Below are 25,192 nucleotides of genomic sequence, written 5' to 3' on the forward strand. Positions count from 1 at the left end.
CCGTGGCGTCACGAACGGGACGCATCACACCGTGGCGAAGAAGCGCTGAAGCTCCTCGGCAACACGTTCGGGTACCGTCGCGGTGGCGAAGTGGGATTGGTCGGGCCAGACGACTCGCCGAGCGTGTGGGAGCACCTCCGCCAGGCGGTCCATCCCTTCGGGCAGCGGCGGCCAACTCAGTCCGCCCTGCATGAGCAACACCGGCACGGCGATGGCCGCCCACCGGTCGACGTCACGCCCGTCATGGGCCATCGCTTCGAGGTCGGCACCGGCAGACCACGTGGTGGCCCGGCCGATTTCTTCGCTTTCCACCTCGAACGACGCCGCCTCCACCAGTTCGGAAGGAACGCAGGCCACCTCGCGGGCGAAAAGCTCCACCGCGTCGCCGTAGCGGGCATCGGCGCACAATCGCCGGTAGCGGTCCAGGACCAGCAGGAGGTGTCCACCGGACAACAGCAAGGGCGGCTCGAACAGCGCCAGCGAGGCAATGCGGTCCGGGTCGACGAGCGCGGCGTGAAGCGCAACGGTCGCCCCGTAGGAACCGCCGACGACGTGCGCGTCCGTTCCTGACGAGTCCGTCACCGACCTCAGCACGCACGCCAGATCCGCGGCCTCCACGGCAAAACTGTTGGGAGACATACCAACTGCACTCGGTGGGTGGTTCCGGCGCGCATAACGCACGATCTGGAATGCGCCGAGGCGTCGAGCGACATCGACCCAGGAGTCGAGACCGCCGTTGGAGCCGTGCACGAAGATCACCGGCGGGCCGGTTCCCGTCATCTCCAACGCGAGGTCGGTGCCGTCCGAGGTTGTCAGGACAGATGCCATGATCCGAGCATTCCTCTGCTACTCCGAAAGCTGGAACTCCACCATCGCGGCGACCGAATCCACGGCCTCGCTGAGCACCTCGACGCGTGCCGCCTCCGACGGCGCGGCCAGCATGGAATAGCGGTCGGCCTGTCCCATCGGCAGCCGAGACGCCAAGGCGTACAAATGGTTCTCCGGGTCGACGCCGGCGGATTCGACGATCTCGCGGCTGCGGATCGGCGTGCCGCGGGCCTCCCCGATCCGGTCGAGCAGCGCCACCATCCGATCTTCGACGTCTCCGATTCGGGCGGCATCGGCCGGGTCGTCCGGTTCGTCGGGCCACAGTTCGATCTCGGCACGCGGGTACGGATCGTCGTCGAGCCAGCGCTGCACGCGAATTCGCTCACCCATCACGCACAGCAGCCGGTACTTGCCGACACCGAACTCCTGGCAGTCCACGATCAAGGCCCGCGCCCCCACCTCACACCGGCGGTCACCGCCTCCCACCTCGCGGCCGGCCGAGATCAGCACCACCCCGAAAGACGGCTCCGACATGGCCATACAGTCGCCCACCATCGCCACGTAGCGCGGTTCGAAGATCCGCAGCGGCAGTTCCTGGCCGGGCAGCATCGCCACTTCGAGAGGAAACATCGGTGAGACCGTCATGGGGCCAGGATCGTCTTCGCCTCCGGTTTGGTCAATGCGCACGAGCCGGTAACCTCGGGTGATGCCACCGTCAGCGGAGCTTGCGACAGCCCGCACGCTGCTGTCCGATCCGGGCTACACCGACCTCGACGCGGTCGATCGCCAGCTCATCGAACTGCTGCAGGCTGACGGCCGCATTCCCTACGCCGAGCTGGGCCGTCGTGCGGACATCACGGAAAAGACTGCGCGCCGCCGTGTTTCGCGGTTGTTGAGCGAGGGGTATATATCCATCGCCGCCGTTACCGATCCGGCCGTCCTCGGGTTCCGCGCGCTGGGTCTGGCCCTGCTGACCGTCGACGGCTCGCGCACCCCGGTGGAGCTCGCCGCGGAGATCGCCCACCTGCCCGAGGCCGATTACGTGACGGCGACGACGGGACCGTACGGGGTGGTGCTCGAGTTGGTCTGCACCGACGCCCGCGAACTTCACGATGTGGCGTTCGGCCGGATCGCGACACTGCCGGGCGTGGGCTCGGTGGAGCTGCTCCCCTATCTGCGGCTGCACTATCAGCAGGCCCGGCTGTCGGGTGCGCTGGCTGACGGCGCGGTGCGGCCACGCCCACTCGACGACATCGACCGGGCGATCCTCACCCGGCTCGCCGTCGACGGCCGGGCCGCTTTCCGCGACTTCGCTTCGGCCCTCGGCTTGTCCGAGACCACCATCCGGTCCCGCTACAGCCGGATCGTGGAGACCGGCGCGGCTCGGGTGATGTGCATCGCCAACCCGCTGCGCCTCGGTTACCGCCACAGCAGCTGGGTCGCGATCCGCACCGACGGCCGGGCCGGCGCGCAGAAGGTGGCCGAGGCGCTGACGCGGGTGGACGCGGTCTCCTACGTCGCGCTGACGGCCGGCCGCTGGGATGTCCTGGCGGAGGTGCTGACCACCCGCGGCGAGGATCTGCTCGACGTGCTCGACGAGAGCATCCGCGGACTGGACGGGGTCACCGCGATGCAGGCCTGGCCGTATATCTCAGTGCATTACAAGGCAATTCACCCCAGGGATGCCGGCGAACTCAGCCAGGCACCTTTTTGTTGATCGCGTCGACGACCGTCGCATCCCGGTCGGCCAGCACGCACATGGCTCCGATGAACGAGGTCCAGATGTACGGATTTCTCTTCATCCCGGTATAGCCGTTCTTCGCCAGCAGCTCGACCATGCCGAGTTGGGTCGCCTCATCCATCGTGGAGTACTCCCGGCAGGTGGTCGACATGCCGTTGGGTGGTGGGGTGCTGGCCTTTCCGCTGGTCCCGGGGGACGGGAAAACGGGAGTCGACGGCGACGCCGTACTACTGGGGCGGCGTTTGGTGGTGGTCGGGGTGGAGATTCCGGTCTGATCGGGATCGGCCATCGGTGTGCCGACTGTGACTGTGCTGCAGCCCGAGAGGGCAAAGCCCGCCACCACAATCCCCGCCAAGATCCGCAGCCGCATAGCCCTCATCCTCACAGTTGGAGTTCACCGACCAGCGCGTCGACGACTTCGCGCAGGTCGCCGTCGTTCTCCTCGGCCACGCGACGCTGTCGTTGATACGAGCCGCCGCCGTGGTAGATGTCGGTGACCGAGGCCAGCTCGTCAGCGCACCCCAGTGACTTGGCGACCGGCTCAAGGTGATTCAGCAGTTCGTCGAGGTCTTCGGTGACCAGCCGCTCATTGCTGTCGGCATCCAGGATGATCACCGCGTCCAGCCCGTAGCGGGCGGCGCGCCACTTGTTCTCCTGCACATGCCACGGCGGCATGGTCGGCAACTGCTCGCCCGCGTCGAGCCTGCGGTCGAGATCGACGATCAGGCAGTGGGTCAGTGCGACCAGCGCACCGAGTTCCCGGACATTGGACACTCCGTCGAAGACCCGCACCTCGATCGTGCCGAGATGCGGTGACGGCCTGATGTCCCAACGGATCTCGTTGAGGTGGTCGATGATGCCGGTCTTCTTCTGGTCGTGGACGAAGCCCTCGAATTCCGACCAGGTCTGGAACTGGAACGGCAGGCCGGCGGTGGGCAACTGCTGGAACATCATCGCGCGGTTGCTCGCGTATCCGGTGTCCTCGCCTTCCCAGAACGGGGACGACGCCGAGAGCGCCAGCAGGTGCGGGTACTGGTTGAGCAGTGAGGAGATGATGGGCATCACCTTGTGCGCCGAGGAGATCCCGACGTGCACGTGCACGCCCCAGATCGTCATCTGCCGGCCCCACCACTGGGTGCGTTTGATCAGCTCGGCGTATCGCGGCGCGTCGGTGAGCTGTTGCGCCGACCATTTCGCGAACGGGTGAGTGCCTGCGCAGAACAGCTCCATGCCGCGGTCGTGCACGATCTTGCGCACCGAGCCGAGCGTGCCGCGCAGGTCGTCCATCGCCTCACCGGTGTTCTCGCAGATTCCGGTGACGATCTCGATGGTGTTGCGCAGCAATTCCTTGTGCACGTGCGGGCTCTCGCCGACCTCGGCGATCACCTCGGCGGCACCGTTGCTCAAATCACGACTGTCGGCGTCGACGAGAGCGAACTCCCATTCGACGCCGACAGTAGGCCGGGGCGACCCGGCGAAGTCGATGCGGCTGTCAGCCTGCGCCGATGACACCGCACGCCACCCGACTACCGGCGTCGCCGGTGGCCATGGTCGCCTGATCGGGACCCGGCGCGCCGCCGACAACCTGCTGGTACTTCTCCGGCGGGATGTTGGCGAAGTTGTCCGCCTTCTCGTGGATGATGATCGCGGTCTTGGCGCCGCCCAGCAGATCCTGTGCGGTGAATGCGTCGGTGGTGGTCACCAGCTTGCCCGAGCCGTCGGCGCGGACCTGCAGCGAGCTCAGGTCACCGCTGGAGGGATGACCGCTGTGCCCGGACACCTGGAAGTGGCCGCCGGCCGAGTTGAAGTCGCCGGGTGCACCGCCGGTGGGGGCCACCGAGTTGGCCTCGCACTTGCCGACGGAGTGGATGTGCAGGCCGTGGAATCCCGGAGCCAGCTTGCCCGGGGCGGTCGTCTCGACGGTCACGGTGGCGAAGCCGTCGGCGAACTGGAAGTCGGCGGTTGCCACGGACGTGCCGTCGGCGGTCTTGAGTTCCGCGGTCAGGGTCTCGCCGCCGCTGGTGGCCGGTGCACCGTGCTCACCGGGAGCGGCCGAGGGCGACGGCGATCCGGTCCAGATCGCCGGGGTGGTCCCGGGCGTGTCGGACGGGACCTGACCGGGAGGGCTGCAGGCGCTCAGTGCGACGACAGGGGCGGCGAACAGGACGGCAACACCGACGGACTTAAGCATGGTCCAAAGCCTAGCCGGTGACGACCACGATCACGCCCGGTGGTTGCTCGAGAAGTTCGGGGCGTCGGGGTTCGACGGGCGCATGCAACACCTTGCCCGCATTTTCGGCGGCTTCCTTCTCATCGGGGGTCTCACCGAAGAACACCGTGGTGCCGGCAACACCTTCCAGTGTCAGGTTGCCGGTCTCGGTGACATTCCAGTGCGCCTCACGCAACTGGTTGGCCGCGGTTTCGGCCGCACCAGGAACGTCGGAGATGTTGTACACGCGCACGTCGGCCTTGACGTCGGGTGCGGGCGCAGCCTTTGCCGATGTCTTTGTGGTGGTCGTCGCCGTCGTGGTGGCCACGGACGACGATTGATCCGCTGAGTCGTCGTCGGAGCCGAGCGCCTGGAAACCGACCAGCAGGAACACGACCCCGAGGAACAACAGCACCATCACCATGGCGCGCAGGGGCAGCCCGGAGGAGTCTCGCTGATTCATCGCCACCACTGTATCGAGCGAACCGCCCGATCCCTCATTGCGTGACCTTTAGGTAGTGATATCGAAGCCGAGCCGCCGCGCGGCGCGCGCCTTCTGACGGCTTGCCCGCAGCCGCCGTAGCCGCTTGACCAGCATCGGGTCGGCGGCCAGCGCTTCGGGGCGGTCCACCAGTGCGTTGAGCACCTGGTAATACCGGGTAGCCGACATCGAGAAGAGCTCTTTGATCGCGTCTTCCTTGCTGCCGGCGTACTTCCACCATTGGCGTTCGAAGGCCAAAATATCGTGCTCGCGCCGGGTGAGCCCATCGCTCAGGTCAGAGTCGTCCCCGGATTGCTCAGCCCGCGCCATGGCGCCGTCCATATTGCTCCCTGGACCCTTCCGACACGTGAGAAATAACATCGCTGTGGTTCGGCGATTATTCAACCACGGCTTGCTGGCTTGAGCTGACACATAAACCCGCGAGTCGGGTGAGAAGGATTGCCACCTTAAGCTTCCCCCATGGCCGTCGCACCGATTTGCATCGTCGGGGATCCCGTTCTGCACACACCGACCGAGCCGGTGCCTGTCGGCCCGGACGGCTCGCTGCCCGCGGATCTACCCGAACTCATCCAGACCATGTTCGACACCATGGACGCCGCGAACGGGGTTGGCTTGGCCGCCAACCAGATCGGTGTGGCCAAGCGGTTGTTCGTCTACGACTGCGCCCCGACCCGTGGACAGGTCACACGCCGCCGCGGGGTCGTCATCAACCCGGTGCTGGAAACCTCCGAGGTTCCCGAGACGATGCCCGACCCCGACGATGACGAGGAAGGCTGCCTGTCCGTGCCGGGCGAGAATTTCCCGACCGGCCGGGCCGACTGGGCACGGGTCACGGGCCTGGACGCCGACGGCTCGCCGGTCACTCTCGAGGGCACCGACTTGTTTGCCCGGATGCTGCAGCACGAGACCGGGCATCTCGACGGATTCCTCTACATCGACCGCCTCGTGGGCCGCTACGCGCGGGCTGCCAAGAAGACCGTCAAGCGCAACGGCTGGGGTGTACCCGGCCTGTCCTGGATGCCCGGCGAGGTCCCGGACCCGTTCGGGCACTGATGCCGGCATTACCCGCGCTCGGGTCGCGGGTCAGCCTTCGGTACCAGCTGCCCGCCGGGTCGGCCAAGCCGCTCACCGACGTCATCGGGCACCTGGAGCAGCTCGAGCCGACGGTGCTGATCCGGACCAAGGACGGCGAGCTCGTCGACGTCGCGCCGGCCGACATCGTCAGCGTGCGCGAGCTGTCGCACGCCCCGGTGCGGGCCTCGGAGATCCGCGCGCTAGAACATGCGGCGGCGCTGGCCTGGCCGGGCGTCGAGCAGCAATGGTTGGGCGGTTGGCTGCTGCGTGCTGGACACGGAGTCACCAGCCGCGCCAATTCGGCGATCCCGTTGGACATGTCGGCCCAGATCGCCGATCTCGCCGCGGTGCGCGACTGGTACCGCGAACGTGGCCTGCCGGCCTGGCTGGCCCTGCCCGAGCGACTCCTGCCGCTTCGCACCCCTGGCATCAAGCCGGCCCGGGTCATGGTGCGTGAGCTGCCGGCCCCTCCCGCTTCCTCCCCGAATGTCACGCCGGCGCAACCCTCGCCGTCGAACGTCACGCTGGCGCAGCAACCGGACGCACAGTGGCTCGAGATCTACGAACGCGAGGTCCCCGTCGATGTCCTGACGGCCGTGGTCGACGGGCAGCTGACCTTCGCGATGGTCCCCGGTTGCGCGGTGGGCCGGGGTGCGGTGACGACGGCTCCGGACGGGACGCCCTGGCTGGGCATCTCGTCGGTCCGGGTCTCCCCTGCCCAACGCGGGCAGGGCCACGCCCGGTCGGCGTGCGCGGCGCTGGCGGCCTGGGGTGCCGAGGCAGGTGCCCGGCGGTCCTACGTCCAGGTGGAGGTCGACAACCACGCGGCGATCGCGCTGTACACCTCGCTGGGTTTCCGGCTGCACCACCAGACCCGGTACGTCGCGGCCGACGACGTCCTCGGCTGACGCCGACCCGAACCCTCTACCCTCTTACTTCATGCGCCTGGCCACCTGGAACGTCAATTCGATCCGAACCCGAGTGGACCGCGTGGTCGACTGGCTGGAGCGCGCTGACGTCGACGTGCTGGCCATGCAGGAGACCAAGTGCACCGACGCGCAGTTCCCGATGATGCCGTTCGCGGCCTTGGGCTACGAGGTGGCCCACGTCGGGCTCAACCAGTGGAACGGCGTGGCCATCGCGTCTCGGGTCGGCCTGGATGACGTGGAGATCGGGTTCTCGGGTCAGCCGGTATGGGGCGGTAGCCCCGGAAAAGATCCAGTGGAGGCCACCGCCGAGGCCCGCGCGTTGGGCGCGACCTGCGGTGGGGTGCGGGTGTGGAGCCTCTATGTGCCGAACGGCCGCACCCTGGCCGATCCGCACTACGCGTACAAGCTGGATTGGCTTGCTGCCCTGCGGGATACCGCTGCAGGCTGGTTGAAGGACGATCCGGAGAAGCCCATCGCGCTGGTCGGCGACTGGAACATCGCCCCCAAGGACGAGGACGTCTGGGACATGGCTGTCTTTGACGGCCGCACCCATGTGTCCGAGCCCGAGCGAGCCGCTTTCCAGGCCATGCACGACGCCCAATTCACCGACGTGGTGCGACCTTTCACCGAAGGGCCGGGGATCTACACCTACTGGGACTACACCCAGCTGGCGTTCCAGAAGCGCCGCGGCATGCGCATCGACTTCATCCTCGGCTCCCCCGGTCTGGCCTCGCGGGTCACCGGCGCCGAGATCGTGAAGGACGAACGCCGCCCCAAGAAGGGCACCACAGCGCCCAGCGACCATGCCCCGGTCGTGGTCGAGCTCGGCTGACCCTCTCTGCCAGGGCGGGACGGTTAGCATTGGCGCGACGGGAGGGGGCCGGATGACGACCAGGTGGAGCGCGGTATCCAAATCGCCGACCCTGCCCGTGGGCCACGCGCCGGCCGCCGGCCTCACCGCCGCCGATCTGTTCACGCCACCGCCGGAGCCGACGGTCACTCTCGACGAGAAGCTGCGCCGCGCCTACTTCTGGCTGATCAACAAGGCCGTCATCTCCCCGTTCTACGACGTCGAATTCGGCTCGGACACGACCGTCAACTACTCGCTCGGTGACGCGGGCGCGTCCCTGAGCCTGCCCAGGCAACCTGCCTACTCCTCCAATGTCCTTGTCCCGCTGCTGACTTTCGCCGTCGGCGGACGCTGCCTGCTGATCGGCGGACCGGGCCGCGGCAAGACCACCCTGGCGGTCCTCATGGGGGTGCTGGCGGGGTCCGCCCCCGCCGACGTGCGCCGCCACGTCCAGCAGGGCCAACCGCAGCTGACGGTGGGTGATCTGGTCGGGATCCCGTTGCCCCGTGATCTGGTGCAGGCCGGCAGCCTCGCCGAGATCACCATCGCCTGGAAGAGCTGGTTGACCGCGCCGGTCAAGATCCTCGACGAGTACAACCGGATTCCGACCAAGACCCAGTCGGCGCTGCTGACCATGGTCGCCGAGGGTTATGTGGAAAGCCACGACCAGATGCACGTCACCGCACCGGAACACGGGGTGGAGAGCTGGTTTTTCACCGCCAACGACGACGGCGGTGGCGGCACCTTCCCCGTGATCCAGGCGCTGCGCGACCGTATCGACGTGACCGTGCAGGCGTTCGGTTTCAACAGCCGGTTCCTCGACGAGCTGGTGAGCCGGGTGGAGGCCGGGGACCGGCCGGAGGACAACGTGCCCGCCGAGCTGGTGTTCGGTGCGGCCGAGCAGGCGGAGATGGTCCGGGCGATCCGGGCGATTCCGGTGCCCACCGACGTACGCCGCCGGTTGGAGTTCTTCGTGAGCCACTTCGAGTTCGTCCAGCACGGTGGCCGCCGCTTCGAGTACCGGACCAAGGACGTGGTGGCCACCGCCGGTCTTGAGGTCGAACAGATCATCGACGCCAACTCGGGCGCCGATCTGCAGATCGATCTCGGCGCGCAGACCGTCAACGGGGTGTCGGTGCGCTCCCTGCAGAACCTGGTGCTCTACGCCAAGGCGCTGGCCTGGTTCCGGGGCAACGACTCCGTCACCCTCGAGGACGTGCGGGCGATGGTTCCGTTCGCCCTGCGCGGCAAGCTGTTACCGAACACGGCCCATCCCCGCTTCGACACCGGCGCGGACCGGGAACTGGCATCGGATCCGGCGAGTTGGCTGACCGATCTGTTCGACACCTCATGCCGGGAGTTCGTCACACTGGAGCGCGACGGCGATGATCCGGTGGCCGAGCTGCTCGACGAGTTCGGCCGCGGCCTCGACGGTTTGGACGCTCTCGAGGTGTCGCGGCGCCTCACCACGATCGAGGCTCGCATCCTGGCGGTCTCCGGCGTCGGCAAGATTTACGGCCGGGATTTCGACGATCTGGTCGCGTTGAAGTATCTCTACCAACGGTATTCGAACTATCTGCACTGGCTGGAGAGCGGCCGGTGATTGCCCGGGCGTACCACCAGGTCAACCTCGACCTGCCCACGCCCGCCGAGCTGCCCGCGGTGCCCGGTCTCGATCTGGCCATCTCGGCCGACAACGTGGCCCGCTTCGGCGGTGATCCGCAGCGGTACCGCCATGCCCTGCGCGGCATTTCGGCCGCGCGGGACGTGATGTTCAACGTCGCGGCGGTGGCCGCCTGGCGGGCCGGGGTGCTGGGGATCCGCGACGATGCGTTGTCCCGTCTGCAGCTGCTCCCCGTCGACCTCGCGGCGTCGGTCCTGGGCCTTCCGGTCGACGCGGTCGTCCCGTTCACCGACGGGCAGGCGGTCGACCGGTTCTACTGGCCGTTGCGCCCACCCGGTCAATTGATCGCGCGGATCGGCGGTTTCACCGGCCTCGGCGGCAGGTGGGACCAGCCGCCGACCGATCCCTCCCCGCGTGGGACCGGCAGGTGGACGGTGAATGTCGGCGCGCAGCAGCGGCAGATCGATGCCGACGTGTTCGGCCACCTCATTTCCGACGCAGCCGCACCCGGCCCGCCGACCGACGGACCCGCCACGGCGCAGCTGGTGGTGCGCCCGACCTCGTACCTGGCCGAGATCTGGCCGGCATGACCGGACGGGCGCCGACCGATCCCGAACTGGTGGCCTGGCGGGCCGCACTCGACCTGTGGGGCGTGCAACTCCATCCGCCGAACATGGTGCGCGACAGTGCGACCGGGACATTCGCCTGGTTCTCGTTTCCGCCGTCGATCTCGATCGACGTCGACGAGCTGGCCCGTCACGGCGCCGAAGATCACCTGGTCAGCGTCTTCGCCCATGAGATCGGCCATCACGTGCTGTCTCCGAGCACCCGCATCGTGTCGTTCAAGCTCATGCAACAGATGGCCCGGGCAATCGTGGCGAGCGACCCGCGGCGCGCCATCCCCGTCACCCGCACGGCCCGGCATCTGTCCAATCTGTGGTCGGATCTGCTCATCAACGACCGGGTGGTCCGCATGCAGCGCAGGCAGCATCCAGGCACCGAGCCGGACATGATCACGTTGTGGCGCACGCTGACCGCCCGCGAGCCGGTGTCGAATGCAGCCTGGTGGGTACTCATGCGCGCCTACGAGTTGCTGTGGTCGCTGCCGTCGAACACGCTGTGCCCCAACGATCCCCCTTCTGTACCGAAGGCAGTTCGAGAAGACGTGCGGGCCCGCCAGCACGTCGACCCGGCCACGCTCGACGTGTCGATGGTCCGCGAGGACCTTCAGGAGAAGGAACGTGCCCACCGGGTAGCCGCCATGCGGGTGCGCGCCATCCAGGACGAACTATTGCTGAGCCAGCCAGTACAACCGGTCGCCGACGCCGAGTACGTGGCACAGGCGATCCGGGCCTTCGGGGCGGACCCGGTGGGCGGTGCGCTTACCTTCGGCATGGTCCTGGTGCCCTACCTGGTGCTGGAGTCCATGATCGCCGACGGTGCCGCTCTGCCCGCCGGCGGATGCGCCGAACAGGGCGGAGCACCTGCGACGGCAGCCGAACTCGCGCAGGTGCTGGCCGACCCACGACTCGACGAGCCGCCGGTTCACCCCGCGGCGGCCGCGGTCGGCGCCCCTCCGACGGTCCAGTCTCCGGGCCAAAGTTACGGTGTCGCAGAGACCTTGGCCTTGTTCGATGGGTCCGATCCCAACGCCGTGATGCTGGCCTGGTACGAGGCGCAGGCCCGGCCTTGGATCCGCCCGCTGCTGCAATCCGGGCGCGGCGTCGCCGACGAAGGGATCCCCGGGCCGTTGGAGACGTGGGAGCTCGGCGACGATGCCACAGAGCTGGACTGGCCGGCGACCCTCGCGGTGAACCCGGTGGTGGTGCCCGGGGTGACGACGCGTCGTCGCACCCAACTTCCCGACGATCCTGCCCCCGTCATCGAGGCGGTGACGCTGGATCTCTATATCGACTCGTCCGGCTCGATGCCGAGCCCCCAGCGTGGTTCCTCTGCCGTGCTGGCCGGGATGATCCTGGTGCTGTCGGTACTCAAAGGCGGTGGGCGGGTTCGGGTCACGTCATGGTCGGGCCGGGGCCAGGTCGCCGGGGACAGCGTGTACACCCGGGACCGGTCGGAGATCATGCGCCAGCTGACGACGTTCTTCAGCGGCGGCACCGTGTTTCCCCTCGATCTGCTGGCGCACCGGTATCCACCCGGTGACCACGATCCTCATGAACTGCGCCACCTGGTGGTGCTGTCCGACGACGGTTTGATGTCGCTGTTCGGCGCCGGCCAGGAGGAGTACGCCGGGGTGGCGGCGGCGGTGCGGCGGCAACTCGACACCGCCACGCTGCTGGTACAGAACCGGTCCCGTTCCGTGGCCGGGCCGGCCGCCGAGGCGGGGTACGACGTCGATTACCTGGACAACATGTCCGATGCGCCGGCCGTGTGCGCGAGGCTGGCCGCGCACATCGCCGGGTACCGGCGGGAGGTGCTGCGTGGCTGAACAATTGGCGAACTGGTTCGCCGAGGAATTGGACGAGCAGGCGGTGTGGTCGACACTGAAGCCCGGCGCAGGCGTCGACGAGGTTGCGGCGCGGATGGCGAGCACGCCGCAGCCGTTTCTCGCCGACACCGTCGATGTGGTGGCGCTGGCGTGCGATGTGTTCAACCACACCGGTTGCGCCGCGGCCGCCCAGCGCATCGCCGAGAGGGGCTCTCCGGCGTCCCGGCGGGGCGCCGCCATCGGGTTGTGGTTGTTCGCCAGTGCGGAGATGATCGGTCCGTTCACCGCACCACTCGACGACCGTAAGGCTGCGACGGCGTTGTTGGCGTTGGCATTTCGGGTGGCACCGCTGGTCGATCCGGGCCGGTGGCTCAGCGATGCGGACCGCCGCGACGAGGCGGTGCGCACCTTCCTGCTGTGGAACGGCCTGCTGCCGTACGGAGAGGACGTTCAGCAGGCCCGTTCGCTGTTCGAGATGCGCGATTCGGTGCGACGCGAAGGCGCATTGGCGCAGGCATTGGCCGATCACGAACATCGCATGGCCGTACAACGCCGCCTGGCCGACGCCAAGGCGAAAGAAGCTGCGGCACGGTACAACAGTGAGTGACGATCCGCTGGGGCTGGAGGATTATGTTCCGTTCGGCCAGGTAGCGCTGACCGATGAGCAGCGCTGGCCCGGTCTGTCGGTGGCCGGGCGGAAGCGGCTGGCAGCCCTGGAACAGCACCCGCACGCACCGGCCTGGCGCCACCGGGTCGGGCACCGGCTCACCCCCGCCGAACAACAAGCCGCCACCCGGCAACTGCCCCTTGATGATTGGCTGCCGCAACATCTCACACTGGCCCGCACCTTGCCCGCCTATCGCCGCCACGCGGGTCCGCTGGACAGTCTCACCGACTTTCCGCTGATCGGGCGTGAAGACCTGGTCGACGACATCGCCGCGTTCGTCCCGCCCGGCGCCGACCTCAGCCGGATGCTGCACGGCACGAGCTCGGGCAGTACCGGCGCCGCCCTGGTGATGCCCGACGACCCGGACGAGTTGGCTCGCGGATTTCACTGGCTGCGCGGGCTGGTGGGAGCCGAGTGGGAGCCGACGGACCATCGGGTGGCCTTGGTGCAGACGGTGTTTCAGCGGCAGGCCTTCACCTATACCTCGGTGATCCCGGGCTTCGATGAGGCGTTGATGGCCCGGCTTAACCTGCATCCGGCCGCCTGGGCAGGTGGGTCCACACAGCGCGATGCGTATCTGCGGGACACCGATCCGCAGGTGATCAGCGGCACTCCCACGTCGTTGGAGGCACTGCTCGAGCCCGGTCTCGCCGCCGTATTGCGGCCGCTGGCCCTGATCTCCGGGGCGATGACACTGACGGCGCCGTTGCGCCGGGCACTCGAGGCGGCCTACGACTGCCCGGTCCTCGACGTCTACGGCCTGCACGAGACCCGACCCATCGCGGTGAGCGACGACGGCGGACCATTCGTGCTGGCTGAGCGCCGCGCGCATGTCGAGGTGCTGGGCGGTGAGGTCGTGGTGACGTGCGGCGAGAACCAGTTTCTGCCGCTGGTGCGCTACCGCACCGGTGACCATGCGCGGCTGGTCACCCATCGCGGCCGGCCCGCTCTTGCCGATCTGGAGGGCAGGGAGGCAACGGTTTTCGTGTCGGCCTCGGGAATCGCGGTGCCGTGCGTCGACCTCACCCAGCAGCTGCAGGCCGCGGGTGCCCGCGGGTGGCGCGTCGACCAGGATGCGCAGGGTCGCGTCTCGGCGGTGATCGCGTCCGGTGACAGGCACCGGGTGGCCGAGGCGCTGGTTCTGCTGCTGGGACAGCCCATCGAGGTGACCCACGTGGCGACGCTGGCCGAGCTGGGGCCCGGCAAGCCGCGCCGCTATTCCTCGGCTAGCGCGCCGACGCAGTGATGAGTTCGACGGCTTCGGCCACGCTGTCGGTGCAATGAAGCAGGGCCAGATCGGATTCTGAGATCTTTCCGCCGGGCAGAACGGTGTTCCGGATCCAGTCGATCAGACCCGACCAGTAGTCGACACCCAGCAGGATGATCGGAAACTGGGTGACCTTGTGGGTCTGCACCAGGGTCAACGCCTCGAACAGTTCGTCGAGCGTGCCGAATCCGCCCGGCAGGCACACGAAGGCCTGGGCATATTTGACGAACATGGTCTTGCGGACGAAGAAGTAGCGGAAGTTGATGCCGAGGTCCACCCAGTGGTTGAGGCGCTGCTCGAAGGGCAGTTCGATACCGAGTCCGACGGAGTAGCCGCCGGACTCGCTGGCGCCGCGGTTGGCCGCCTCCATCGAGCCAGGACCGCCGCCGGTGATCACCGCGTAGCCCGCCCTCACCAGCGCGATACCCAGTTCCTCGCCCAACCGGTACTCGGGTGAGTGCGGTTCCGTGCGGGCCGACCCGAAAACGGTGACAGCCCTCGGCATTTCGGCGAGAGCATCGAAACCGTCGATGAACTCGCCCTGAATGCGCATCACCCGCCACGGATCGGTGTGCACCCAGTCGGTGGGGCCGCGCCGGTCCAGCAGCCGCTGATCGGCGGTCGTGGTGGCACAGCGGTCGCGGCGCAGTTGCACCGAACCGCTGATCTGAGGCTGGCTGTCGTCGTTCTCGGTCATGCGGGCTTCACGCCCACAGTGATGGCGTCGGAGATCGGCGTCCATACCGGCCGGCGTACCCGATGTTGTTCGGCGACGGTGAATCCGGCCGCCACGAACAGCGCGCGCATCTCCGGCTCGGTGGGACTGTGCGCGGGTGCACCCAAGTCAGCCGACAGCGCATGCAACGGCAGGAAGGTGCGGCGCGGGCTCATCGTCGTCACCGCCACCATTCCCCCCGGCGCCAGCACCCGGTAGAACTCCGCGAGCGCGGCGGGCTGGTCGAAGAAATGAAATGCCGAGGTGGTCACCACCGCGTCCAGGAAGCCGTCCTGGAAGGGCAGTTCCTCGGCCGGGGCCGACTTCCACCGCACCTGATCGGACCGCTTGCGCGCCTGGGCGAGCATGCCGTCGGACATGTCCAGGCCGTAGACCTCGTCGGGGAGTAGTTCACGCTGGATGCGGTCGGCCAGGATGCCGGTACCGCAGGCGATGTCGGCAATCGCACGGGCCCCGCGCTCCTGCAGTTGGGCGATCACCTCGTCCTGGGCGGGCCGGTACACCCACCGCTGGAGGCAGCCCTGGTCGTAGGCCGGTGCGGCAAAACTCCAGAAGCGCGTGATGGCGTCGTTGAATCCGCGGCGCTGTGTGGTGGTCACGAGCCCGAGTGTAGGTGGGCTACTACGGCGCCTCCACGCAGTAGACCCTTGCCGGCCTGGGGAAGGTCACCGTCGTCGCGCCAGAACCACATACGGCGGTGTCTGTTGATCCGTCGATCCGCTTTACGACTTTTGTGACTGCGTCTGGGTCGGAACATTCCACTGGAGTGACGCGCTTGCTCGCCTCGCTGACGTCGAAGCAATCACCCTCCTCGACGTTCAAGATGAAGCAGTAGGTGATGGACTCGTTGACGAGCACGGCGTAGTTCGAGTCGTCCCGTTTGCCGTCCGGGCATGGCGCGGATCCGCCACCTTTCGACGCCAACTCGTAGATCGCCTCCGCGCCGCTGCAGCTGACCGCGGTGAGGTTCATATCTGCCTTGTCGTACTGGTCGCCGGTGATGCAATCTCCCACCGCCAGGCCACCAGAGCCGCCCGAGCTCGAGGCCCCGGAACCTGAGCTCGAGCTCGACTCCGCCGCGCGTGACGCCATCCGCCCGGCCAACCCCAACAGGCCGAGCACGAGCAGAATTGCACCGATCACGATCATCGCCGTGCCCGACTTCCTCGGTGGCGCGCCGTATGGCTGTGGCGGGACCGGCGGATACCCGGGCTGCTGCGGATAGCCGGGCTGGTAACCCTCCTGCGGGTACCCCTGCTGCGGATAGGTCGGCGGATAACCCGGCTGCTGGTAACCCTGCGAGTAACTCTGGGGGTACCCGGGCTGCGGATAGCTCGGCGGGTATCCGGGCTGGCCGCTCGGCTTCGACTTAGACGACGAACGCCGAACCAGGCCGAGGATGAGCAGGAGCAGCCCCAACCCCGGTATGAACAGCGTGCCGATGACGTAGCCCGCGGATTCTGCAGCGCTTCCGGCGGCGGCCAGTGTCTGAACGACCATGGCGGCGAGTATCCCACGAGGCGACCGGAAATCGGTTTGCTGACCGGCTGCTCAGTGCCCCGTCGCCGGCCGCTCAGGCCTCGTTGTCGGCTCCCGCCTCCGTCCCATAGCGGCCCGCGCTGAACATCGACGCCACCGCACCGATCACCATCATCACGGCCGCGGCGGTGAACACCACCGTCAGACCGGAGTGGAAGGGCTCGGTGATCAGCTGCGGGAAGAACGTCTGGCCCGTGATGACGTCCGCGTTCACTCCCGGCTGGTGCAGCGCGTCGTACGGCGCGAGCAACTCGGCCATCGGGTTGTAGCCGAGGAAGGCCGCGAAGAGGCTGCCGACCGGGGGCAGGTTCGCCACGTCGTTGGCCACCGAGGCCGAGACACCCTGCTGGGTCAGTCCGCTGGTCAACGCCGCCGGCAGCGTGTTGGCCAGCCCGACGATCATCAGGGAGAAGAAGATGCCGATCGACAGCGAGTTGCCCGCGTTGAAGAACGTGGACCGCACGCCGGAGGCCGCCCCACGCTGACCGGCCGGCACGCTCGACATGATGGCCGCGGTGTTGGGGGCCGTGAAGATGCCGCCGCCGAGGCCGTTGAGGAACACCAGGATCGCGAACACCCAGTAGTCGAAGTTGACCGGGATCATCAGGAGCGCCACGAAGGTGGCCGCCATCAGCAGCATGCCGCCGACGGTCAGCGGCCGCGCACCGATGCGGTCGGAGAGCGACCCGGCGATCGGCGCGGCGACCAGGAACCCGACGGTGACCGGCAGCAGGTAGATGCCGGCCCACAGCGGGGTGGATTCGAAGCTGTAGCCGTGCAGCGGCAACCAGATGCCCTGCAGCCAGATGATGAGCATGAACTGCAGCCCGCCGCGTCCGACCGAGGACATCAGCCCGGCGAGGTTGCCCATACCGAACGCCGCCGATTTGAACAGTCGGATGTCGACCATCGGTGACGACACCTTCAACTCGACGGTGCAGAACGCCACGAGCAGCAGCAGGCCGATCGCGATGGAGCCCAGCACCCACGGGCTGGTCCAACCGGTGGTCGAGTCGCCGTAGGGCTGGATGCCGTAGGTGATGCCGATCAACAGGACCGTCAGGCCCAGCCCGAAGGTCAGCGTGCCGGCCCAGTCGAGCCGCCCGGCGGTGCGGACACCGAGTTCCTTGAGCGAGCGGTAACTCCAGATCGTGCCGAGGATCCCGATCGGCACACCCACCCAGAACACGGCCTTCCAGTGCCATTCGGACAGGAAGCCACCGATCAGCAGTCCGAGGAATGACCCGGCGACGGCGGCCACCATGTTGGTGCCCAGTGCCATGCCGCGCTGGTTGGCGGGGAAGGCATCCGTGAGGATGGCCGACGACGACGCCATCAGCATGGCGCCGCCGACACCCTGCACTACGCGCCAAGCGATCAGCCACACCGCACCGCCACCGAGCTGGAAGGGGTCGAAGGACAGCGCGATCGCGGCCACGGTGAAGACCACGAAACCGAGGTTGTAGATGCGCACCCGGCCGTACATGTCGCCGAGACGCCCGAACGGCACGACGAGCACCGCGGTCACCACCAGGTAGCCCATCAGCATCCACAGCAGGTAGCTGACGTTGCCGGGGGCGAGCGGGTTCAACCCGATGCCGCGGAAGATCGCCGGCAGCGAGATCAACACGATCGAGGCGTTGATGGAGGCCAGCAAGATGCCCAACGTCGTGTTGGACAGCACCACCCACTTGTAGAAGGGGTGGTCGTGATCCATCCGTTTGCGCCGGTCGGCGGTCTCGGCCTCGGCGGCGTCGACGCCTCCGGCCGCGTTCGTCATCTCAGTCGTCATTCCGTCTTCGCTCTAGTGGCAATCGAGGGGCGCTGGGCCCAATACGTGTAAAACACATATATTAGCTATACAAATCATGTGTGGGCAATCTGAGCGGGCCTCGAATCTCGCCGTTTTCGACCCGAGGGTCGCCAAACCACGCGATCGGCCAACCCTGGAGTCGAAAACGGCGGCATTTCCCAACGCAGCTCGAACCCCACAGAAACCGTGGGCCGGCGATGGCTCCGTGAACGCCCGACAGGCCCTATTTGCGCGACTCGACACGGGCGCAGCTGTACGCCCGCAAATAGCAGCCCTGGCCTAGACAGTTCCGAGACCCGGTAGATTCTCCGCTCCAAGTCAGGGCTCCCTTTGTGCCGCAACACTATTCACATTCATTAGACATGCTCTAAGTGTCGGGTTGCAGCCACCTGGTGACTGCAATCCGCGGCGTAAGTGCCGCGAAGGCCTGCCCACACCAAACATGACCGTTACTACCCAGCGGAGTACATCTGCGCTAGGTTGGGCCCTGCAAACCACACACGCGGGAGTGCGCACGAGCGCACTGAGAGGACGGGTACGCCCGTCGACCGTAAGAACCTGACCGGGTAATGCCGGCGTAGGGAGATGAAAATGAGTAGTAGCGTTTTTGTTGACGGCACTGTCGACGCATCAGTGACCACCGGTCCGATCACCGGAAGCACCAAGGTCTATCGCGAGATCAATCATGACGACACGACGATGCGTGTGCCGTTTCGCCGGGTGAACCTGACCAACGGGGACCATCTGGACCTGTACGACACCTCGGGCCCGTACACCGACGACGGCGCGGTGATCGACCTGAACTCCGGCCTGCCGTCACGGCCCGGGATACACAAAGACCGCGGCACCCAGTTGCAGCGGGCCCGCGCCGGCGAGATCACTGCCGAGATGGCGTATATCGCTGAACGCGAAGGCGTTTCACCAGAGCTGGTGCGTGACGAGGTAGCTCGGGGCCGGGCGGTCATCCCGGCCAACCACAACCACCCCGAGGCCGAGCCGATGATCATCGGCAAGGCGTTCGGCGTGAAAGTCAATGCCAATATCGGTAATTCGGCCGTCACGTCCTCGATCGGCGAGGAGGTCGACAAGATGGTGTGGGCCACCCGGTGGGGTGCCGACACGATCATGGACCTGTCGACCGGCAAGGACATCCACCAGACGCGGGAGTGGATCCTGCGTAATTCCCCGGTTCCGGTCGGGACCGTGCCGATCTACCAGGCGCTGGAGAAGGTCAACGGGGACCCGACCAAGTTGACGTGGGAGATGTACCGCGACACCGTGATCGAGCAGTGCGAGCAGGGCGTCGACTACATGACCGTGCATGCCGGCGTGCTGTTGCGCTACATCCCGCTGACGGTCAAGCGCGTCACTGGCATCGTGTCCCGGGGCGGGTCGATCATGGCGGCCTGGTGCCTGGCGCACCACACCGAGTCGTTCCTGTACACCCGCTTCGAGGAACTGTGCGAGATCCTGGCCCGCTACGACGTGACGTTCTCGCTGGGCGACGGGCTGCGACCCGGGTCGATCGCCGACGCCAACGACGAGGCCCAGTTCGCCGAGCTGCGCACGCTGGGCGAGCTCACCAAGATCGCGAAATCCCATGGCGTGCAGGTGATGATCGAGGGGCCGGGCCACGTTCCCATGCACAAGATCGTCGAGAACGTGCGACTCGAAGAGGAGTGGTGCGAGGAAGCGCCGTTCTACACACTCGGCCCGCTGGCCACCGATATCGCTCCGGCCTATGACCACATCACCTCGGCGATCGGCGCGGCCATCATCGCTCAGGCGGGTACCGCGATGCTGTGTTACGTCACCCCCAAGGAGCACCTGGGCCTCCCGGACCGCAAGGACGTCAAGGACGGCGTCATCGCCTACAAGATCGCGGCGCACGCCGGCGACCTCGCCAAGGGACACCCCCGCGCCCAGCAGCGCGACGACGCACTCTCCAAGGCGCGCTTCGAGTTCCGCTGGCACGACCAGTTCGCGTTGTCGCTGGATCCCGACACCGCGCGCGAGTTCCACGACGAGACACTGCCCGCCGAACCGGCCAAGACCGCGCACTTCTGCTCGATGTGTGGCCCCAAGTTCTGCTCGATGCGCATCACGCAGGACATCCGCGATGCCTACCCGGACGGGGTGGCCCCGGAGGATATCGAGCGCGGCATGGCGGAGAAATCGCAGGAGTTCGCCGACCACGGCAACCGCGTCTATCTACCCTTGACCACGTGAGGCTCAAGTGAACTTCTTGCCGTTGACCCCTGCGGGTGAGACCCCGCTGCGGGTGATGACCATCGCCGGGTCCGATTCCGGCGGTGGTGCCGGGATCCAGGCCGACATGCGGACCTTCGCCATGCTCGGCCTGCATGGCTGTGTCGCGCTGACGGCTGTGACGGTGCAGAACTCGGTGGGCGTCAAAGGTTTTCACGAGGTGCCGCTCGACATAGTTTCGGACCAGATGCGGGCGGTCGTCACTGATATCGGGATCCAGGCCGCCAAGACCGGCATGTTGGCGTCGTCGGAGATCATCACCACCATCGCCGAGACCTGGCGGGCAGAGGGGCTGGGAGCAGTGCCCCTGGTCGTCGACCCGGTGTGCGCCTCGATGCACGGTGATCCGCTGTTGCACCACAGCGCCCTCGACGCACTGCGCACCGAGCTGTTCCCGCTGGCCACGCTGGTCACCCCGAACCTCGACGAGGTCCGGTTGCTCGTCGACATCGAGGTCGTCGACGAGGCCTCGCAGCGTGACGCGGCTCGCGCACTACACGCGCTCGGTCCGCGGTGGGCACTGGTCAAGGGCGGGCACCTGCGCTCGTCGTCGGCCAGCCCGGATCTGCTGTTCGACGGCACGGAATTCCACGAATTCGCGGCGCCGCGGATCGATACCGGCAACGATCACGGGGCCGGCGACACCTTGGCTGCGGCGACGGCTTGCGCTCTGGCACATGGCTATTCGGTTCCGCAGGCAGTGGAGTTCGGCAAGGCCTGGGTGACCGAATGTATTCGGGCCAACTATCCGCTGGGCCACGGCCACGGCCCGGTGAATGCCTTGTTCCGGTTGCAGCCGTGAACCTCGACGCGATCGCCGGCGTCGCTCACGAACCCGAGGCAACCCCGACGGGCGTCGTGGTGCTCACGCATGGTGCCGGGGGCAACCGGGATTCGGCGATGCTGGTCAAGGTCTGCGACGAATGGGCGTCGCGGGGCTGGCTGGCCGTGCGCTACAACCTGCCCTACCGCCGCCGCAGGCCAAAGGGACCGCCGTCGGGATCGGCGGCAGGCGATCAGGAGGGCATCGCGGAGGCGATCGCACTGGCCCGCAGTCTGACCGATGGCCCGGTGATCGCCGGCGGGCATTCCTACGGCGGGCGGATGACGTCGATGGTCGCGGCGAACGGGGCAGGTCCGGACGTGCTGACGCTCTTTTCCTACCCGCTGCATCCGCCGGGTAAGCCGGAACGCGCGCGCACCGAGCATCTGCCCGACATCACGGTGCCCACGGTGTTCACCCACGGCACGTCCGATCCGTTCGGCACCATCGAGGAGCTCACCGCCGCCGCGGGCCTCGTAAGCGGACCGACCGAGCTCGTAGTCATCGAGGGCGCCCGCCACGACCTCGGATCCAAGCGCCTGGACGTGCCCGCCCTCGCGGTGGATGCGGCGCTGCGGGCACTCGATATCGTCGAGCCATGACCTACCCGCCCGGCCCCACTGGTCGCCCCGGACCGCAGGGCCACAACTACCCGCCACCGCCGCCGCAGCCGTATTCCACCGGCCCCGACCAGTTCTCGGCGACGCCGAAGAAATCCCCTGCGCTCAAATGGGTGCTGCTGGGTGTCGTGGTGCTGGTCGCGCTCGTGGTGGCGGCCGGCGCGGTGTTCTATCTGGCTCGGGACCGGGGCGCCACCGAGGCCAGCCAGGTTCGGTCGGGCGATTGTCTGGCCGACATCCCCGACAGCAGCCGGGTGTTGTACGTCAAGTCGGTGGGCTGCGATCAGCCGCACAAGGGCGAGGTGTTCGCGGTGCTGCCGCTGCCCGACGGAGATTTCCCGGGCGACGCCGCAGTCGTGAAGTACGCCGACAAGTGCGCCCCGGCACTGGCCGAATACGCCCCCGAGGCCAACTCGGAATCCGGGGTCCAGCTGTTCGTCCTGTACCCGACGGCCGACTCCTGGCAACGCGGGGACCGTAGCGTGACGTGCATCGCCACCAGCAAAAACTCCCGCACCGGCAAAATAGGGTAACGCGCTACTCTAGGCCGCCCGGACCGCGTGGTCAGACACTCGATCCATGGTCGAGATCGATACCCGGGCCGCAGCCACCCTGCCGCTCGCACCACGCAATCCGCTGTCCTACCGACAGACGATCAAGGCGATGCGGTCCTTCATCGAGGGGCATCAGCGGCTGCGCGACGCCGGAGGCCCGGTCAGCCGGATGGTGCTGGGCCCACGATGGCTGGTCCCCCCGGTCCTGTTGGTCACGTCGCCGCAGGGCGCGCGGGATGTCCTGGGCCGCCGCGATTCGATCGCCGATCGCGGCACCGCCCTCAACATGGTCGAGCTGCGCCGGCTGATGGGCGGCAACCTGTTGAACCTGCCACACGAGCGCTGGCTGCCGCGACGGCGAACGCTGCAGCCGATGTTCACCAAGCAGAACGTGCCACGGTATGCGGGGCACATGGCCGCCGCGGCGGATTCGATCGCCGGCGGCTGGCGCGACGGTACGACGGTCGATCTCGATGTCGCGTGCCGGACGCTCACGCTGCGGGCGCTGGGCCGCTCGGTATTCGGCGTGGATCTCGACGAGAACGCCGACGACGTGGGCCCCGCACTGCGTACCGCGTTGTCCTGGATTTCCGACCGGGCGGTCCGTCCGGTCAACTTCCCGCAGTGGGTGCCCACCGGCGGCCAACGCCGGGCCAGGGCGGCCAACGCCCGCCTGCATGAACTGGCCGCCGAGATCCTCGCCGCGGTGCGGGCTGATCCCGACCGCGATGCACCGCTGGTGCGCGCGCTCATCGAGGCCCGTGACCCCGACACCGGACGGGAGCTGGCCGACGACGAGATCTGCGATGAATTGGTGCTTTTCATGCTCGCCGGGCATGACACCACCTCGACGACGCTGTGTTATTCGCTGTGGGCGCTGGGCCGCGATCCCGAGCTGCAGTCCCGCCTGTACGACGAAGTCGCGGCGCTGGGCGATCGCACTCTGACGCCCGAGGATGTGCCGCACCTCGAACACACGGTCCGGGTGCTGCACGAAGCTCTGCGGCTCTGCCCACCCGGTGCCGGCACCCCACGGACGCTCAACGAGGAGGTGATCGTCGACGGCTACCGCGCCGAGGCCGGCACGATGGCGATGGTCAATTTCTACGTCATGCACCGCGACCCAGCACTGTGGGACGACCCGCTGACCTTCGACCCCGACCGCTTCAGCCCGGAACGTTCAGCGGGTAGAAACCGTTGGCAGTATCTGCCTTTCGGCGGCGGACCGCGGTCCTGCGTCGGCGATCACTTCGCCATGCTGGAGGCCACCCTGGCGCTGGCGACCATCGTGCGCGCGGTCGCGGTGACGTCCCTGCGCGACGACTTCCCGGTGGACACCCCCTTCACCGTCATCGCCGCCGAGCCGATCCCGGCCCGGATCACCAGAAGGAGTACGCCATGAAATTCATCGTGCACTGGACTCAGTCACAGGCGAACTACCGGGATGCGGTGGAGAAGTTCAAGCAGACCGCCGGCGCCGTCCCGGAAGGCGCGACGATGCTTCACCGTTGGTGGGGCATGAACGGCCAGGGCTTCGCCATCGTCGAAACGGACGACGCCAAGACCATGTTCGAGTCGGTCGCGGAGTGGAGCGAGTTCCTCACCTTCGACATCACGCCCTGTGTGGAAGACGCCGAGGCAGTGGAGGTGATCGCAAAGCTGTTCTGATCCCCGACGCGGTGCCGTCGTTCCGCCTCTAACCTCGGTGACGCAAAGCTAGGCTGGCGTCACCACGAGTCGTCGACGGCGGAAGGTGGCATCAGTCTCATGAACGCTGGTCCAGGCAACCCTTGGCCCGCGTTGCGGGTGTCCGATTGGGAACCCACCCGCGACACCCTGCACATGTGGACTCAGATCGTCGGGAAGATCCGGCTGACACACACACCACTGATCAACCATTGGTGGCAGGTGACCTTCTACGTGAGCCCGCGCGGTCTGACCACGTCGTCGATCCCGTATCGAAACCGGTTGTTCGACATGGAGTTCGACTTCATCGACCATGTGCTGACGATCCGTACCAGCGACGGCGGATCCCGCACCGTTGCGTTGAAGCCGAAATCGGTCGCCGAGTTCTACGACGAAACCTTGACCGCTCTGCAGCAACTGGACATTCAAACGCGAATCTCGGCAAGCCCCAATGAGGTCGATCCGGCCATACCCTTTGCCGAAGATCACCAGCACGCCTCGTATGACCCCGAAGCCGCCAACTTGTTCTGGCGTCAACTGGTCCAGTCGCACCGGGTGATCAACGATTTCCGTTCGCATTTCATCGGCAAGGTCAGCCCCGTGCACTTCTTCTGGGGCTCGTTCGACATGGCCTGCACCAGATTCTCCGGTCGACCCGCGCCCGAGCACCCCGGCGGGGCACCCAACTGCGCGGATTGGGTGATGGTGGAAGGGTATTCGCACGAGTTGAGCAGTTGCGGTTTCTGGCCGGGCGGTGGCGAGGAGGGCGCGTTCTACGCCTACGCCTATCCGGAACCGGAAGGCTTCGCCGACTATCGCGTCGGCCCGGACGCAGCGTTCTACAGCGCGGACTTTCGGCAGTTCCTTCTGCCGTACGAAGCGGTGCGGACTGCCTCCGATCCCGACCGTGCCCTGCTAGATTTCCTGCAATCGACCTACTCCGCCGCAGCCGATCTGGCCGGCTGGGACCGGGCAGGTCTGGAATGCGATCCACAGCGCTGGTGACACCCACA

At 67.3% G+C, this 25,192-nt stretch carries 27 protein-coding genes and 1 riboswitch; of the genes, 16 read left to right on the forward strand and 11 right to left on the reverse strand.

Translation table 11 applies throughout. From position 1 onward, the window contains the following. Positions 1-24: 24 nt before the first annotated feature. Entirely contained in the window at positions 25-828 is an 804-nt protein-coding gene (locus AB0876_RS20880; protein WP_526042848.1) for an alpha/beta fold hydrolase, read from the reverse strand. An 18-nt stretch (positions 829-846) separates the two neighbouring features. Further along, the gene (locus tag AB0876_RS20885) at positions 847-1,473 is read right to left on the reverse strand and encodes an LON peptidase substrate-binding domain-containing protein (protein WP_491840311.1); all 627 of its coding nucleotides are present in this window, start codon (positions 1,471-1,473) and stop codon (positions 847-849) included. 61 nt (positions 1,474-1,534) lie between these two features. On the opposite strand from AB0876_RS20885, the gene AB0876_RS20890 reads away from it, so the two are divergent. Beyond that, the gene (locus tag AB0876_RS20890; RefSeq protein WP_491840310.1) at positions 1,535-2,545 is read left to right on the forward strand and encodes an Lrp/AsnC family transcriptional regulator; all 1,011 of its coding nucleotides are present in this window, start codon (positions 1,535-1,537) and stop codon (positions 2,543-2,545) included. Here the strand turns inward: AB0876_RS20890 and AB0876_RS20895 are convergent. From AB0876_RS20895 to napA, 5 genes are read right to left on the reverse strand one after another with little or no spacing between them, the layout of a single operon-like run. Continuing rightward, entirely contained in the window at positions 2,523-2,939 is a 417-nt protein-coding gene (locus AB0876_RS20895) for a hypothetical protein (RefSeq protein WP_491840309.1), read from the reverse strand. The genes AB0876_RS20890 and AB0876_RS20895 overlap by 23 nt on opposite strands. 11 nt (positions 2,940-2,950) lie before the next feature. After that, positions 2,951-4,081, reverse strand: coding sequence for a glutamate--cysteine ligase (locus tag AB0876_RS20900; RefSeq protein WP_491840308.1), 1,131 nt, complete (start codon positions 4,079-4,081; stop codon positions 2,951-2,953). Then, positions 4,062-4,760, reverse strand: coding sequence for a superoxide dismutase[Cu-Zn] (sodC, locus tag AB0876_RS20905; protein WP_491840307.1), 699 nt, complete (start codon positions 4,758-4,760; stop codon positions 4,062-4,064). Before sodC ends, AB0876_RS20900 begins: the two co-directional genes overlap by 20 nt. 10 nt (positions 4,761-4,770) lie before the next feature. Beyond that, complete coding sequence (locus AB0876_RS20910; RefSeq protein WP_491840306.1) at positions 4,771-5,241, reverse strand: LytR C-terminal domain-containing protein; 471 nt, start codon at positions 5,239-5,241, stop codon at positions 4,771-4,773. Positions 5,242-5,289: 48 nt separating this feature from the next. Next, the gene (gene napA / locus AB0876_RS20915; protein ID WP_054601151.1) at positions 5,290-5,601 is read right to left on the reverse strand and encodes a nucleoid-associated protein NapA; all 312 of its coding nucleotides are present in this window, start codon (positions 5,599-5,601) and stop codon (positions 5,290-5,292) included. A gap of 138 nt (positions 5,602-5,739) precedes the next feature. On the opposite strand from napA, the gene AB0876_RS20920 reads away from it, so the two are divergent. Genes AB0876_RS20920 through AB0876_RS20955 form a run of 8 tightly spaced genes read left to right on the forward strand, consistent with a single transcriptional unit; the run spans position 5,740 to position 14,119 of the window. Further along, positions 5,740-6,333: a peptide deformylase gene (locus AB0876_RS20920; RefSeq protein WP_491840305.1), complete on the forward strand. Its 594-nt coding sequence runs from the start codon at positions 5,740-5,742 to the stop codon at positions 6,331-6,333. Continuing rightward, entirely contained in the window at positions 6,333-7,262 is a 930-nt protein-coding gene (locus tag AB0876_RS20925; RefSeq protein WP_526042849.1) for an N-acetylglutamate synthase, CG3035 family, read from the forward strand. Before AB0876_RS20920 ends, AB0876_RS20925 begins: the two co-directional genes overlap by 1 nt. Before the next feature lie 31 nt (positions 7,263-7,293). Continuing rightward, complete coding sequence (locus tag AB0876_RS20930; RefSeq protein ID WP_526042850.1) at positions 7,294-8,115, forward strand: exodeoxyribonuclease III; 822 nt, start codon at positions 7,294-7,296, stop codon at positions 8,113-8,115. 52 nt (positions 8,116-8,167) lie between these two features. Further along, positions 8,168-9,736 carry an ATP-binding protein gene (locus AB0876_RS20935; RefSeq protein WP_526042851.1) on the forward strand — a complete coding sequence of 523 codons (1,569 nt, stop codon included), beginning with the start codon at positions 8,168-8,170 and terminating at the stop codon, positions 9,734-9,736. Further along, positions 9,733-10,347, forward strand: a complete 615-nt coding sequence (locus tag AB0876_RS20940; RefSeq protein ID WP_526042852.1) for a hypothetical protein — start codon at positions 9,733-9,735, stop codon at positions 10,345-10,347. The genes AB0876_RS20935 and AB0876_RS20940 overlap by 4 nt, the downstream gene beginning before the upstream one ends. Then, positions 10,344-12,206, forward strand: a complete 1,863-nt coding sequence (locus AB0876_RS20945; RefSeq protein WP_526042853.1) for a hypothetical protein — start codon at positions 10,344-10,346, stop codon at positions 12,204-12,206. Before AB0876_RS20940 ends, AB0876_RS20945 begins: the two co-directional genes overlap by 4 nt. Further along, positions 12,199-12,813: a hypothetical protein gene (locus AB0876_RS20950; protein ID WP_491840299.1), complete on the forward strand. Its 615-nt coding sequence runs from the start codon at positions 12,199-12,201 to the stop codon at positions 12,811-12,813. Before AB0876_RS20945 ends, AB0876_RS20950 begins: the two co-directional genes overlap by 8 nt. Then, the gene (locus AB0876_RS20955; protein ID WP_526042854.1) at positions 12,806-14,119 is read left to right on the forward strand and encodes a phenylacetate--CoA ligase family protein; all 1,314 of its coding nucleotides are present in this window, start codon (positions 12,806-12,808) and stop codon (positions 14,117-14,119) included. Before AB0876_RS20950 ends, AB0876_RS20955 begins: the two co-directional genes overlap by 8 nt. Here AB0876_RS20955 and AB0876_RS20960 read toward each other — a convergent pair. From AB0876_RS20960 to AB0876_RS20975, 4 genes are all read right to left on the reverse strand, one after another. Further along, a complete protein-coding gene (locus tag AB0876_RS20960) occupies positions 14,100-14,837 on the reverse strand; it encodes an LOG family protein (protein WP_526042855.1) in 738 nt (245 codons plus the stop codon). The genes AB0876_RS20955 and AB0876_RS20960 overlap by 20 nt on opposite strands. Then, positions 14,834-15,475, reverse strand: a complete 642-nt coding sequence (locus AB0876_RS20965; protein WP_526042856.1) for a methyltransferase domain-containing protein — start codon at positions 15,473-15,475, stop codon at positions 14,834-14,836. Before AB0876_RS20965 ends, AB0876_RS20960 begins: the two co-directional genes overlap by 4 nt. A gap of 22 nt (positions 15,476-15,497) precedes the next feature. Further along, positions 15,498-16,376, reverse strand: coding sequence for an LppU/SCO3897 family protein (locus AB0876_RS20970; RefSeq protein WP_526042857.1), 879 nt, complete (start codon positions 16,374-16,376; stop codon positions 15,498-15,500). 73 nt (positions 16,377-16,449) lie between these two features. After that, on the reverse strand, positions 16,450-18,207 hold the full coding sequence (locus tag AB0876_RS20975; RefSeq protein ID WP_491840294.1) for an MFS transporter: 1,758 nt from the start codon (positions 18,205-18,207) through the stop codon (positions 16,450-16,452). 513 nt (positions 18,208-18,720) lie between these two features. Next, positions 18,721-18,830: riboswitch (TPP riboswitch) on the forward strand. Here AB0876_RS20975 and thiC point away from each other — a divergent pair. The 7 genes from thiC (at position 18,820) to AB0876_RS21010 (ending at position 25,184) form a co-directional block, all read left to right on the forward strand. After that, a complete protein-coding gene (gene thiC, locus AB0876_RS20980) occupies positions 18,820-20,457 on the forward strand; it encodes a phosphomethylpyrimidine synthase ThiC (RefSeq protein WP_526042858.1) in 1,638 nt (545 codons plus the stop codon). Its footprint overlaps the riboswitch before it by 11 nt. A 7-nt stretch (positions 20,458-20,464) precedes the next feature. Then, complete coding sequence (thiD, locus tag AB0876_RS20985; RefSeq protein WP_491840292.1) at positions 20,465-21,298, forward strand: bifunctional hydroxymethylpyrimidine kinase/phosphomethylpyrimidine kinase; 834 nt, start codon at positions 20,465-20,467, stop codon at positions 21,296-21,298. Next, positions 21,295-21,921 (forward strand): alpha/beta hydrolase family protein, encoded by a 627-nt coding sequence (locus AB0876_RS20990; RefSeq protein WP_491840291.1) that lies wholly within the window; start codon positions 21,295-21,297, stop codon positions 21,919-21,921. Before thiD ends, AB0876_RS20990 begins: the two co-directional genes overlap by 4 nt. Next, positions 21,918-22,472, forward strand: a complete 555-nt coding sequence (locus AB0876_RS20995; protein WP_491840290.1) for a septum formation family protein — start codon at positions 21,918-21,920, stop codon at positions 22,470-22,472. Before AB0876_RS20990 ends, AB0876_RS20995 begins: the two co-directional genes overlap by 4 nt. Positions 22,473-22,518: 46 nt before the next feature. Beyond that, complete coding sequence (locus AB0876_RS21000) at positions 22,519-23,895, forward strand: cytochrome P450 (RefSeq protein WP_491840289.1); 1,377 nt, start codon at positions 22,519-22,521, stop codon at positions 23,893-23,895. Beyond that, complete coding sequence (locus AB0876_RS21005; RefSeq protein ID WP_526042859.1) at positions 23,892-24,161, forward strand: DUF3303 family protein; 270 nt, start codon at positions 23,892-23,894, stop codon at positions 24,159-24,161. Before AB0876_RS21000 ends, AB0876_RS21005 begins: the two co-directional genes overlap by 4 nt. A gap of 99 nt (positions 24,162-24,260) precedes the next feature. Next, positions 24,261-25,184 (forward strand): DUF5996 family protein, encoded by a 924-nt coding sequence (locus AB0876_RS21010; RefSeq protein ID WP_526042860.1) that lies wholly within the window; start codon positions 24,261-24,263, stop codon positions 25,182-25,184. The last annotated feature ends 8 nt before the right edge of the window (positions 25,185-25,192 follow it).

It is taken from the genome of Mycobacterium sp. NPDC049093, assembly GCF_040704635.1.
Classification (GTDB): domain Bacteria; phylum Actinomycetota; class Actinomycetes; order Mycobacteriales; family Mycobacteriaceae; genus Mycobacterium.